We start from the raw sequence: 13,311 nt of genomic DNA, 5'->3' as shown, positions 1-13,311 counted from the left end.
CGCTGCCGATAAAATCAAAAAGACTGCCACGGCTCTTTGAAGAAAAAGGGGAACCGAATGGAATGGTTTTATAAATTCACGCATATGGATGACGATGCCCTTCGCAATCTGAAGAAGGCGATCGATGACGGCTTTCGTACATTTACCCGCAGCTACGGCGACGCGATCGAAAGCCTCTTCTCTCCGCTGCAGCATTTCCTGATCGCCGCCGACCGCTTCATGACGCAGACGCCGTGGCCGATCATTACGGCAATCATCCTTGTCATCGCATGGTTTGCCAGCCGCAGCCTGAAGATCGTCCTCGGCTGTCTCGTCACGCTGCTGCTGATCGGCTATTTCGACATGTGGGACGATACGATGCGGACGGTCTCGATGATCTTCGTCTGTACCGTGCTCTCCATCGCCATCGGCATTCCGATGGGGATATTGATGGCGCGTTCCGACCGGCTGCAGCGCGTTATCAATCCGATCCTCGACGTCATGCAGACCATGCCGAGCTTCGTCTATCTGATCCCTGTCGTCATGCTGCTCGGCATCGGCAAGGTGCCGGGACTGATTGCCGTCGTCATCTACGCCATCCCGCCGATGATAAGGCTGACCGACCTCGGCATCCGCCTGGTCGACAAGGACGTGCTCGAGGCAGCCGATGCGTTCGGAACGTCGAGTTCGCAGAAGCTGTTCAAGGTCCAGTTGCCGCTGGCGCTTCCCACCATCATGGCCGGCATCAACCAGACTATCATGATGGCGCTTGCCATGGTGGTCGTCGCTTCGATGATCGGCGTCCAGGGCCTTGGCCAGCCGGTTCTGAAGGCCATCGCCAACCAGTACTTCACCCTGGGTATTTTCAACGGCCTTGCCATCGTCGGCATTGCCATCATCTTCGACCGGGTCAGCCAGGCGTATGGCAAACGGCTCCAGAAGCATCGGGAGATCGTCCATGGCTGATCAACGTTTCGGCGGCATCAAGATCCGCCACCTCTACAAGATCTTCGGTCCCAATCCTGGCGCTCATGTCGATGCCGTCAAAAAGGGATTGTCGAAGACCGAGCTCAACGAAAAGCACGGCCACGTGCTCGGCCTGAAAGATATCAATGTCGAGATACCCTCGGGCCGCATTCAGGTCATCATGGGTCTTTCGGGTTCGGGCAAGTCGACGCTCATCCGCCACATCAATCGTCTGATCGATCCAACCGCCGGCGAAGTGCTTGTCGACGGCGTCGATGTGGTGAAAATGAACGAGACCGAATTGCGGACGTTTCGCCGGCACCAGACGGCAATGGTGTTTCAGAAGTTTGCGCTTCTGCCGCACCGGAATGTTCTCGACAATACTATCTTCGGCCGCGAGGTGCAGGGCATGGAGCGCTCGAAAGCCGTCGACGTCGCCATGGGCTGGCTGGAACGGGTCGGCCTGAAGGGCTTCGAGAGCAAATATCCCAACCAGCTCTCGGGCGGCATGCAGCAGCGCGTCGGCCTGGCGCGAGCCCTCTCGAACGATGCGCCGGTTCTGCTGATGGACGAGGCCTATTCGGCGCTCGATCCATTGATCCGCACGGATATGCAGACGGTCCTTCTCGACATTCAGAAGGAGATCAAGAAAACCATCGTCTTCATCACCCATGACCTCGACGAAGCCCTTCGGCTGGGCGACCAGATTGCGATCCTGCGCGATGGCGAAGTCATCCAGCAGGGCACCAGCCAGGACATCGTTCTGCGTCCGGCCGACGCCTACATCGCCAACTTCGTCAAGGAGGTCAATCGAGGCCGGGTCATCCAGGTCGATGCCGTCATGACATCCCTGCATTCCGGTGCGGTGCCAGGCGGATTGACGATCGCATCAGGCACGACCGTCGAAGATGCCGTCCGGATCCTGGCATCGGCGGCGCACGACGATGCCCGGGTGGTTTCACCATCCGGGGAATCATTGGGGCTTGTCACCTTCCGCCAGCTCGCGGGCGCGATGGTGAACTCGCAAGAGGTGGCTCCCCGACGCGACAGCGCCCTCTCGGTCGCACTTTGAAGCTCCAAATGCGGCCGTCTTTCCGTTCGTTGGCGAGGCATATCGCCATCTCCCGAACTGGGAGGTCGGCCGCCTGACGCCCCGGGGATCACCATGTCAAACTCCGATCGGCTTGCGCGGGCGCAGACCTTGAAGATGCTGGGTGTCGCATGGCGTCACCCGATGCCTTCCATGAGGGCGGACGAGCCGCATTGGAGCTGCGATGGCCGGGCAGAAGATGAGAATGCCGATCGACGAGCTCCGCCAACTGGCGCTCGAAGCCTGCCTCGCCTGCGGCGGCAGCCCGGCCATGGCGAAGGCGCTCGTCGATGCAACGCTGTCGGCCGCCTGCTTCGGGCGCACTGAGCTCGGTTTTCCGCATTTCGTCGATTATCTCACCAGCCTGCGCGACGGGCGGATCAACGGAGACGCCAAGCCCCGCTTCAACCATGTGCTGCCGGCCCTGATCCAGGCCGACGCGGACGGCGGCATAGCGCAGCTCGGGTTTGACCTCATTTACGACGACTTCACGACACGCGTAAAAACCTTCGGAATATCCGTCCTCACGCAAAGAAACAGCTATACCGCCGGGGAATTGGGATACTACGTCCGGCGTCTCGCTCAGGACGGGTTGATATCCATCGCCGCCGCCAACGGACCGGCCTTGATGGCCGCCGCCGAGGGCGGGGAGCGCGTCTACTGCACCAATCCGCTCGCTTTCGGCGTGCCTCTGCCGGAACCCTTGCCGCCCCTCGTCATCGACCAGGCGACGAGTGCGACGGCCTTCGTAACTCTTGCCGAGGCGGCAAAGGAACAGTCACCGATCGCTCACGGCATTGCCATCGACGAGACCGGCGCAATCACCACCGATCCGGTCAAGGCGATGCTCGGCGCTCTCCTGCCCTTCGGCGGCTATAAGGGCGCCAATATCGCCCTTATCGTCGAGATGCTGTCCGCGGGTCTTTCGGGGGCCGCGTGGTCGCTCGATGCGGGCCACTTTCTGTCGGGCGAGCACCCGGTGAATGCAGGAATGACCGTGATCGCGCTCTTCCCCGCGGCCGTGGATGCAGGTTTCCCGGAGCGCGCCAAGGCCCAATTGGAACGGCTGCGTTCCAAGGGAGTCCGTATCCCCGGGGACAGAGCGAAGCCCGCAAGCGTCGTGGAAACCGATAATCTCGACGTCGACATCGGCGTGTTGGAAACGATCCGTCGCTTGTGCCTTCAGTGAGAAAATCATTGCTCAGCTCAAAGAACCGAATGCATCGCGCGGCGGCATCATGCCGGCGTGTCCCATCGTTCGTGCCCAATGAGAAACTAAAGATCTCTATCCACTTCGCACAGTTCATTGCGTGGAACAGGCGGCTTCGGCGGCGCTGGTTCATATACATTTTGCGCAAGATCAGTCCAGACTGCGTCACGAAAAGCCGGTTGACCGACAATATCGGGACCCGACAATTGCTCCATAGCTAAGGAACAGTAAGATGAAAGCCGACCAAGACCATGATGGTTTGCGGTCCCAAAGCCAAGCCCGTCCATCCCATCACCCCCAACAGGATGGAAGGGATCGTACATACGCACTCCATCCCGTGCGTATGCCTGCGTGCCTGTCGCCTGCCGAAGGCCCTCTTTAAGCGGTCCACTAAGAACCTTCGGCAGGCGACTGCGCGGCTCTCGAATGGGGCGTTCTCCATAGACTTCAGATGATGTGCATCCGGCAAGATCGCCGCGGGTAAATCTGTGGCGTGGCGGATACAGCTGTAGAATCATTCCTTTAGCGTAATCGTTTTATCAGCGGGTTGTCACCATAACCGGCAGCCTGACGTCTTGCCTATTCCGGCGGGTTCTGTCAGCTCCTGTCGTCTGGGCGACAAATCTGCGCTGGATGGGAACGATCGATAATGCATTCAACGGGTTGGTCTTTTTGACGCCTGCCACGCCCGCATTCGGACTGCATCGGCTGCCTAAAGCCGCTGGTGTCGATGCCGATGCCGCGCGGAAATCCACCGGCTCGGCGGCAAGCCGCTTCACTATAAATTATAATCATCTAATATACAGGCATGCTCCGCTCATCCAGACCGTCTGCTGGTCCTGATGAAGCCCTGCAGCGGAGGATGCATGACGACTGACAAGACTGGCAGAGGTAGGTGCACCAATCCGACACCCGCGCGCATCGCGCATCAGGCTGGCATCTCAGAGCGGTCAAGAAGGGCATGTCGAAACAGCCACACCGAACAACGGGAGCAGCATGACTGAAAATAGCCCTCCCCCATTTTCGTTTCGATTTAGTGGTTCGTCCTTCGACAACATGGTCGAAACGCTGGGCGGCGCTTTTGGCGCATTTGATGCCGAGCCCGTCGGCCGCGCCAAGGACTTCCATTGGGGGCTGGATTTCTCCGTCTGTGACAAGGCCGTCCTGCTCACGGGCTATCATGAGGCGGAGTTTCAGTTCAATATCGAGCCGACCGTCGATACGTCGGAGTATCTGTCGATTGTCGTGCCGCGCAGCGGCGGCATGGGCGTCACCTATGGATCCCGCATCGCCGAGGCCGGGCAAGGAAAACTGCTTCTTTATAACAATTTCGAGCCCGACAGCGTCATCATGCATGGGCAATCGAACGTCATCGACGAGTTGCTGATCAATTGGCCCGTCATTCTGCAGACGATCGGCCAGACATTCGAGATGCCGTTCAGCGGCTCTCTCGACCTGCTGCCCGAACTGGATCTGTCGAAGCCGGAAGGCCGGCTGATCGGCAACCTCACGGAAATGATCATCTCGGGCATGCGCGACGACGGCCCCTTGCTGCAGTCGCCGATCGCCATGGCGCATATGACGCAGGCGCTGGCCGATCTGGTCGTGCGCCTTGTGCCGCACCGGCTATCGCATTTCCTGGAGAATGGCCCCGCCCTGATCGCGCCCCGGCATGTCCGCAGAGCGATCGAATTCATGCACGCCAATATCGATCAACCGATCACCATGACGAAGGTGGCCGAAGCGGCCGGCGTCTCCAGCCGGGCGCTCGAAACCGGTTTTCGTGCATTCAGGGGAACCTCTCCCGCCGCCTATCTGCTGACGCTTCGGCTGCGCGCCGCGCGCCAGGATCTGCTCGATCCCGAGAGCAAGGAGACCATGAAGGCCATCTGCCTCAAATGGGGCTTCTTTCATTTCGGCCGGTTTTCCGCAGTCTATAAGACCACATACGGAGAATACCCCTCCGACACCAGGAAACGCGTGATCCGTCGATAACAGCCGCGACTTGCGGTGAAGAGGCAGTTGTCCCCGACACTGACGCAGGATGTTTACGCCTCGTCCGGCGGCGGCAACGTGTAATGCACTCTCATTGTCCTTAGATCCCGCTTCACGATCTGCAGCACCCCTTCGCGTTCCGCCAGGTCGCTGAGTTCCCTGAGCACGAGAGAATGCGCAATCCCCAGCAGGCGCGCAAAGGCGCGGCTGTCACGCGCAATCCCCAGTTCCGCGGCGACCAGGAGACCGGCCTGTATGGATGTCAGCCTGATATCCCTGCCTTGCGCCGCGGCGACGAGGGCAAGAAAACGATCGGCGTCGGAGGCCTCTTCGCTCACGCGGTTTTTCGCCGGCGGAAGGAAACCATGATGGATTTCGAAGTGGGCGTATCGCTTTCCGTACCTGCGCTGCCGAGCGGCACGAGCACGTTCAGTTCGGGATAATAACCCGCGATGCTTCCTCGCGGAATGTCGTAGGGCACGAAGCGGAAATTCTCAGCGATGCGCTCGATACCGTCATCATGCTCACCGACCACGTCGATCCGGTCACCGGCCTCGGCATTCATCGCCTCCAGGTCGGCTGGATGAATGAAGATGACCTGCCGCTCCCCGTAGACGCCGCGGTATCGGTCATCGAGACCGTAGACCGTCGTATTGTATTGATCGTGCGACCGGAACGTCTGCAGGGCGAAACGCCCCTCACCCTTTCGCGCCCGCTGATGCACCGTCTCCTCCGGAAGCGCTTCCCAAGAAAATGATGCCTTGCCTGCCGGCGTATCCCACTCCCTGTGGGCGGCGGGGTTGCGCAGGTGGAAACCGCGCGGCTTGCGCAGGCGCGCATTGTAGTTTTCGAAGCCTGGGATGGTCGCCTCGATATGATCGCGGATGCGGTCGTGGTCGCCGGCAAGCTCTGCCCAGTTGACCACGGCGGAGCCGACCGTCGCCTGTGCAATGCCGGCAATGATGGCGACTTCCGAGAGGAGGTGCGGCGAGGCCGGGCGATTGATGCCGGCGGAACCATGCACCATGCTCATCGAATCCTCGACGCTTATGAGCTGTGAGTTGCCCGCCGCGTTCAGATCCATCTCGGTGCGCCCGAGGCACGGCAGGATGAAGGCCGTCTCGCCGGGCATGAGATGCGAATGATTGGGCTTGGTGGCGATATGCACTGTCAGCTTCAGCCGCCGCAGCGCCTTTTCGACGAGTGCGCTGTCGGGCGTGGCGCGGGCGAAATTGCCGCCAAGCCCGATGAAGGCCTCAGCCGAGCCGTCGAGCATTGCTCCGATCGCGGCAAGGACATTGTGGCCATGTTCGCGGGGAACGGTGAAGCGGAAGTGCTTCTCCAGCGTATCGAGGAAATCATCCGATGGCTTTTCGTTGATGCCGACGGTGCGGTCGCCCTGCACGTTGGAATGGCCGCGAACCGGGCAAAGGCCGGCGCCCGGCCGGCCGATATTGCCACGCAGGAACATGAAGTTGGCGATCTCGCGGATCGTCGCCACGGAATGCAGATGCTGGGTCACACCCATCGCCCAGGTGCAGATGACCCGCTCAGCGTTGATATAGACATCGGCCGCCCGTTCGATCTCCTGCCGGCTCAGTCCCGATTGGTCCTCGATCTCGGCCCAGCTGGTCGCCTCGACCGCTGCCCGGTATTCTGCAAAACCCGCACAGTGTTCGGCGAGAAATGCGTGATCGAGAACGGAGGGCAGACCGGCGGCGAACGCTGCGTCTTCCGCAGCCAGAACGGCCTTTGCCATCCCGCGCACCGCGGCCATGTCGCCGCCGAGCTGCGGCTGCAGATAGAGGCTCGCGATATCGGTCGAACCGCCGCGCAGCATCTCGACCTTGTCCTGTGGGTCGGAGAAGCGCTCCAGGCCGCGTTCGCGGATGGGATTGAAGACGACGACGCGTGCGCCGCGGATCGCCGCCCGGCGCAAGTCGCCGAGCATCCTCGGATGGTTGGTGCCCGGGTTCTGCCCGATCACGAAGATCGCGTCGGCCTCTTCGAAATCCTCCAGCAGGACGGTACCCTTGCCCACACCGACCGCCTGACGCATGGCAATGCCGCTCGCCTCGTGGCACATGTTGGAGCAGTCGGGAAAATTGTTGGTGCCGTAGACGCGCACGAACAGCTGGTACAGGAAGGCGGCCTCGTTGCTCGCCCGGCCCGACGTGTAGAATTCCGCCCGGTTGGGGCTATCGAGACCCCTCAGAATGCTGCCGATCTCGGCAAAAGCATCCTCCCACGCGACCGGCAGGTAACGGTCGCTTGCCGCATAGTAGCGCATCGGATGCGTGAGGCGGCCATTGAGTTCCAGTTCATAATCCGTCAACTGGCGAAGCTGCGATACCGTTTTTTCCGCGAAGAAGGCGGGCGTTGCCCGTTTCTCCGTCGCCTCCCAGGCGACGGCCTTCACGCCGTTCTCGCAGAACTCGAACGACGATCCGTGCTCCGGGTCGCCCCAGGCGCAGCCCGGGCAATCGAATCCATCCGGCTGGTTCGCCTTCAGCATCGTCCGCGCCCCTGAAATGGGCATGCCGCTTTGCAGCAACTGCTTGCCGCAGCTCTTCAAAGCGCCCCAGCCGCCGGCTGCCGCCGATTTTTTACCAATGAATTTTGTGTCCATGCGCCCTGTATTGCCGAAGCCGGGAAAACATCAAGGGCGCACCAGCGATGGCTCGATAGGAAAAACCTATCAAGGATTCGGTCTAACCGACGTCCTTCATGGAGTGCCGTTCCTCGGGCGAATGGGCCAGGATGCGATTGCGGCCTTGCGTCTTGGCGTCGTAGAGCGCGGCATCGGCCTCGGTCAGAAGGCGGCTCGGGTCGATCCTCAGGGTAGCTCCCGTCGCGCAGGATATGCCGATGCTGGCCGTCACCCGGCCGAATTCGCTGCCGGAATGAACGATATTCTCCTGGCTTAGGAGACGCGCGAATTGCTCGGCAACGATTATCGCCCCTTTCGCACTGGTAGCGGGGAGCAGAACCACGAATTCCTCTCCGCCGTAGCGTGCGACGATATCTGCCGGGCGACTTACGGACTGGCGCAGACACTTGCTGACGACACGCAGGCATTGGTCTCCGGCGGGATGACCATAGGTGTCGTTATAGGCCTTGAAGCGGTCGATATCGACCATCAGAAGGCTGAACGACGTGTTTTTCCTGGCGCTGCCTGCGGTCTCACGTGCGAAAGCTTCGTCGAAGGCCCGGCGATTGACGATGCCGGTGAGCCCATCGGTCTCGGCAAGGGACTTCAACTGCTCCGCCGACAGCCTGAGGGCGATTTCCGCCTGCTTGGTCGCCGTGATGTCGGAGACAACGGCCATCGCTGTGCCGTCTTCCGCTAACCTTGTCCGGATGCTGCGCCAGTCGCCGTTGTGAAGCTGAACCTCTTCGTCCTTGTTGCTGTGCAACGTAGCACTGACGGACCTGATCCACTCTTCGCGGTCAACGTCCGGGATACCCGTGCGCTCGCCGGTTTCGGCAACGCGGCGAAGGATGTCGCTGATATGAGCGCCAACCACGCGGGCGTCTCCGGATAGCGGAAAGGCGGCGCGATACTGGTCGTTGCAAAAAACGAGGAAACCCTTGCTGTCGTACATGGCGATGCCATCGGACATGCCGGCCATCGCATGTGACAGCAGGTTCTTGCTCTTGCGCAATTCCCGCTCCAGGGCAGTCCGCTCCGTCACGTCACGCGTGACGCCGGCAAGGCCGATCACCCGCCCCTGCCTATCCTTCAGCGGCACCTTGGAGGCGAGCAGGTATCTGTCTTCGATACGCTCGACGGAGTCGATCAGGGGCACCCCGGTGTCCATGACCTGCTGTTCGAGATAATAAAATTCTTCGGCGCGCGGCCGCGATATAAGATTGAAATCCGACAATCCGGTCATCTCCGCCGTGGTTCTGAAACGAAAAAGGCGGCTCATATTTTCATTGACGGTGATGAACCGGCTGTTTCTGTCCTTCACGTAGAGATAGTCGGGCGACTGCGAAAACGCGGTCACCAAGATGCTCCGCTCCAGCTCCCATTGCTGCGTCTTCAACAGAACGAAACCACACAGCGCCGTCGCCAGGCAGTTTAATACCGTCATCGGCAGACCGATGATGGCCAATACGCGGGCGTGCACCAGTGTGGGAAGCACCGCCATCAATACGATAAGTGCAAAGCCGAGCGCGAGGCTCAGCAGCGCAACGTCCATGAGTTCGGCAGATCTCTTGCGGATCCAGACATTGGCAGCCAGGCCAATCCCGGTTGCGACAGCAATTGCGATCAGGCCATCGATCATGGCCGTGCCGCCGACAGCAAAGCGGAAGGCCATTGCCAGCGACGCGGCAAAAGCCGCTGCGATCGGTCCGCCAAACATGCCCGCCAAAGCAAGCGGCGAAAAGCGCATGTCGATATAGATGCCGGGATTGACTTCGACGGCCAGCAATATGGACCCGATGGAGGCACCGCCGGCTATGAGTCCGAAGGCGATTTTTTCCTGTATGACCGAACGACTCTGAAATTGGATCGAGAAATGCGCCCAGAGCGAAATCGCCAGGCACACGAATGACAGGTTGCCACCGAATTGCGTCCAGATGCCATTCACCGCGTTGAATCCACCTTCCCATACCTGTACCGAACCAATCATAGGGCAACAGTGGTTTGAGCTTCGTTAAATCGCAGACCCATCAGGCTATATTCGTCAGCGGTTGCGTCTCCAGGCCGGTCGGCAGCAATGCGACAACAGGAAAGCGGCGACTACTGCGACGATGAGGTATAGGCCCGCAGGCCGTCCCATGCCGTCAGCAACCGGCTGCCGACGGCATCGTCCGCCACTTCTCTTCTATTTGCAGATCGCCGCCGCCAAGAAGCCGCGCATCGCCTCGCCATAAGGCGGCCGCATCATGTATTCCGCTTCCACCATCTTGCTCTGGTGATAGACGGCGCGCGGATGCGAGAAGGCGAGGAAGCCGAATTTGCCGTGATAGGCACCCATGCCCGAATGGCCGACGCCGCCGAAGGGCAGGCCTTCCGCCGTGACGTGGCTCATGCAGTCGTTGACCGTCACCCCGCCGGAGGTCGTATTGTCGAGGACGCGGGCCTCCTCTTGCTGATCCTGGCTGAAGTAATAAAGAGCGAGCGGCCGCGGCTTGGCATTGATACGATCGATGACGTCGGCGATATCCCGATAGGGAAGGACCGGCAGCACGGGTCCGAAGATTTCCTCCTGCAGCACCCGCATGTCTTCCGTGGGATCGAGGATCAGGGTCGGAGGCATGCGGTGGGCCGATTGCTGGGAGAAATTCTCTGCCGCCGGGTTGATCTCGACGACACGGGCGCCCTTGGCCCTGGCATCGTCGATCAGTCCCTGGATGCGGGCGTGATGGCGGGCATTGACGATCGAAGTGTAATCGGGATTTTCCTTCAGCGCCGGATACATCGCGCCGACCGCCGCGACCGCGTGCCCGGCAAAGGCCTCAACGCTTTCCTCGGGCACATAGACATGATCAGGCGCCAGGCAGATCTGGCCGGCGTTCAGCGTCTTGACGGTCATGACGCGGCGTGCCGCGTCTGCGAGGTCGGCCGAGCGGCCGACGATGACGGGCGACTTGCCGCCGAGCTCAAGCGTCAGCGGCGTCAGGTTTTCCGCCGCCGCGCGCATGACATGATGGGCGACCGCGGTTCCGCCGGTGAAGATCAGATGGTCGAAGGCAAGTGATGTAAAGGCCGTGCCCGTCGCCGGTCCGCCCTGAACGACTGATATTTCCGTTTCGTCGAAAGCGCCGGCAATGAGTTCCGCCATCAAGGCGGCCGAAGCCGGCGTCACCTCCGACGGCTTGATCATGGCGCGGTTGCCGGCGGCGAGAATGCCGGCAAGCGGCGCCAGGGCGAGCTGATAGGGGAAATTCCAAGGGCTCAGGATCCCGACAACCCCCTTCGGCTGATAGACCACTTCGGCCACCGCATCCGGGAACAATGCCTCGTGCTGCTCGGGCTTCAGCCATTCGGCAAGATGGGCCTTGGCATATTTGAGCGAACCGACGCATGTGAAGACGTCGAGAAGCAGGCTCGCCTCGACACTGCGGCTGCCGAAATCCTCCGACAGGGCAGCGGCAATCGCATCCTTATGGTCGACGAGAAGGGCGATGACGCGGTCGATGCGATCGGTGCGGGTCTCAATGCTCGGCGGCCCTTCCCTCAGGAAAGACGCCTTTTGCCGATCAAGCAACGCCTTCATCGCATCGGGACTGGTATCGGTGACGATCGGGGTGACGGTGTTCATTGTTTCCTCCCTTGAACGATGTCAGACGGCCGGCTGACGCACGACCGGTTTCAGCACGATGCCCTTTTCCGAATCCTCCACCGCCTGGTTGATGTCGGCGAAATCATAGAAGGTGATCAGCCTGTCGAAGGGGAAGCGGCCCTGCCGATGCAGGTCGATCAACAACGGGATCAGCACGTCGGGATTGGAATCGCCCTCGACGATGCCGCGGACCCGGCGCCCGCCGGACAGGATATGGGTGAGGTCGAGCGTCAGCGTCGCGCCATGGGGCGAGGCCCCGACGATGCCGCAGGTGCCGCGCGGCGCCAGCACCCGCACGCACTGGTCGATGACGGCGGGCACGCCGGAGGCATCGATCGAATAATCGACGCCGGCGCCGGTCAGCGCCATGATCGCGGCAACCGCGTCGCTCGCCTTGCCGTTGACGATGTCGGTCGCGCCGAGTTCCGCCGCAAGTGCCAGCCGCGTCTCGTTGACGTCGACGGCGATGATCCGTGAAGCGCCGACGATCCGCGCCGCCATCACGGCGGCAAGACCGACGGAGCCCATGCCGAAAACCGCGAGCACTTTTCCCGGCTCGACCTTCAGCGCGTTCATGACCGCGCCGGCGCCGGTCTGGATGCCGCAGGCGAGCGGCCCGAGCAGTGCCAGATCCGTGTCTTTCGGCACTTTCACGATATTGCGCTCATGGCACAGCGCGTGACTGGCAAAGGAGGATTGGCCGAAAATATTGCCGTGAACCCGCTCTCCCTCGCATGACAGCCCGCTCGAACCATCGGCGCGCGCACCGAAGAAGTTGCGCGGGAAGAATTCGTGGCAATAGCTCTCCTCGTGATCGTTGCAGCTCGGGCAATGACCGCAGGAATTGAAGGTCATGACCACGTGATCGCCGGGCCTGACCTTGGCAACGCCCGGCCCGACACGCTCGACGATGCCGGCGCCTTCATGACCGAGCACGACCGGCTGCGGCACCGGCATATGCTGGTCACGCATGACGATATCGGTGTGGCAAACCCCTGTCGCCACGACGCGAACCAGGATTTCACCCTCGCGCGGCTCCTCCAGATCGAGCCTTTCCAGCGAAAACGGCGTATGGGGCGCACGCGCCACTGCGGCATGGATCTTCATTGCTTTCCTCCTCCCGATGATCGGCTCGTCAACCCGCCCGGCGAGCCGGGCTCGTCCTCAGCGGCCGCGTTTGTAGGCGCCGAGGCCCGGCTGATAGGTCTTGTCGTCGAGGAACTGCTTCAGCCCCTCGTCGCGCCCCTTGGTCTTGTCGAGAAACAGCATCTGTTCCAGCTTGGCGTAGATGTAATCGTCGGCGAGATCCCATGGCAGGTTGCGCACGCGCTTGTAGGTATCCTTGGCGGCCTTCAACGTCACCGGGTTCTTTTCGAGCAGGCTAGCGCAGATCTTGCGGACCCGGGTTTCAAGCTCCGCCAGCGGCACGGCCTCGTTGACGAGACCCATTTCGGCAGCCTTGCGCCCGCCGAACAGTTCGCCGGTCATGATGTAATAGAGAGCGTCGCGATGGCGCATCACTTCGGCGACTGCGCGGGTGACATTGCCGCCCGGCAGAATGCCCCAGTTGATCTCGGAAAGGCCGAAATTCGCCTCCTCGGCGGCGATGGCGAGATCGCAGGAAACGAGCGGCGTGAAGGCGCCGCCGAAGCACCAGCCGTTGACCATGGCGATCGTCGGCTTTTCGAAATACATCAGCCGGCCCCACCAGTTGCCGGACTGGCGCCGCGCCTTCAGCGTGACGTCACGCGGCTTGTCGTCATTGTCGCGGAAAT

The 13,311-nt window shown here is 61.3% G+C and carries 10 protein-coding genes; 4 read left to right on the top strand and 6 right to left on the bottom strand.

The features are described from left to right. Positions 1 to 57: 57 nt before the first annotated feature. The 4 genes from FY112_RS10340 to FY112_RS10320 all read left to right on the top strand — a co-directional run bounded on the left by FY112_RS10340 (position 58) and on the right by FY112_RS10320 (position 5,240). Positions 58 to 945 carry a proline/glycine betaine ABC transporter permease gene (locus tag FY112_RS10340; RefSeq protein WP_151518335.1) on the top strand — a complete coding sequence of 296 codons (888 nt, stop codon included), beginning with the start codon at positions 58 to 60 and terminating at the stop codon, positions 943 to 945. Further along, complete coding sequence (locus FY112_RS10335; protein ID WP_131627619.1) at positions 938 to 2,017, top strand: glycine betaine/L-proline ABC transporter ATP-binding protein; 1,080 nt, start codon at positions 938 to 940, stop codon at positions 2,015 to 2,017. The genes FY112_RS10340 and FY112_RS10335 overlap by 8 nt, the downstream gene beginning before the upstream one ends. A 202-nt stretch (positions 2,018 to 2,219) precedes the next feature. Continuing rightward, positions 2,220 to 3,224 carry an Ldh family oxidoreductase gene (locus tag FY112_RS10330; RefSeq protein ID WP_131643332.1) on the top strand — a complete coding sequence of 335 codons (1,005 nt, stop codon included), beginning with the start codon at positions 2,220 to 2,222 and terminating at the stop codon, positions 3,222 to 3,224. A gap of 1,017 nt (positions 3,225 to 4,241) precedes the next feature. Then, positions 4,242 to 5,240, top strand: coding sequence for an AraC family transcriptional regulator (locus FY112_RS10320; RefSeq protein WP_131643333.1), 999 nt, complete (start codon positions 4,242 to 4,244; stop codon positions 5,238 to 5,240). A gap of 53 nt (positions 5,241 to 5,293) precedes the next feature. Here FY112_RS10320 and FY112_RS10315 read toward each other — a convergent pair whose 3' ends face one another. The 6 genes from FY112_RS10315 to FY112_RS10290 all read right to left on the bottom strand — a co-directional run. Continuing rightward, complete coding sequence (locus tag FY112_RS10315) at positions 5,294 to 5,578, bottom strand: hypothetical protein (protein ID WP_131627627.1); 285 nt, start codon at positions 5,576 to 5,578, stop codon at positions 5,294 to 5,296. Then, positions 5,575 to 7,869 (bottom strand): FdhF/YdeP family oxidoreductase, encoded by a 2,295-nt coding sequence (locus FY112_RS10310; RefSeq protein ID WP_094087743.1) that lies wholly within the window; start codon positions 7,867 to 7,869, stop codon positions 5,575 to 5,577. Before FY112_RS10310 ends, FY112_RS10315 begins: the two co-directional genes overlap by 4 nt. Positions 7,870 to 7,951: 82 nt before the next feature. Continuing rightward, positions 7,952 to 9,880 (bottom strand): diguanylate cyclase, encoded by a 1,929-nt coding sequence (locus FY112_RS10305; protein WP_151518334.1) that lies wholly within the window; start codon positions 9,878 to 9,880, stop codon positions 7,952 to 7,954. Positions 9,881 to 10,075: 195 nt separating this feature from the next. Continuing rightward, on the bottom strand, positions 10,076 to 11,515 hold the full coding sequence (locus tag FY112_RS10300; RefSeq protein WP_151518333.1) for a coniferyl aldehyde dehydrogenase: 1,440 nt from the start codon (positions 11,513 to 11,515) through the stop codon (positions 10,076 to 10,078). A 21-nt stretch (positions 11,516 to 11,536) separates the two neighbouring features. Beyond that, positions 11,537 to 12,643: an NAD(P)-dependent alcohol dehydrogenase gene (locus FY112_RS10295; protein WP_151518332.1), complete on the bottom strand. Its 1,107-nt coding sequence runs from the start codon at positions 12,641 to 12,643 to the stop codon at positions 11,537 to 11,539. A 57-nt stretch (positions 12,644 to 12,700) separates the two neighbouring features. Beyond that, the coding region (locus tag FY112_RS10290; RefSeq protein WP_151518331.1) for a p-hydroxycinnamoyl CoA hydratase/lyase at positions 12,701 to 13,311 on the bottom strand (611 nt) is incomplete at its 5' end.

It is taken from the genome of Rhizobium sp. PEPV16 (genome assembly GCF_008919455.1).
GTDB classification, from domain to species: Bacteria; Pseudomonadota; Alphaproteobacteria; order Rhizobiales; family Rhizobiaceae; genus Rhizobium; species Rhizobium leguminosarum_Q.
The sequence above is the reverse complement of the archived record's forward strand: the minus strand, read 5'-3'. Positions and strand labels throughout refer to the sequence as shown.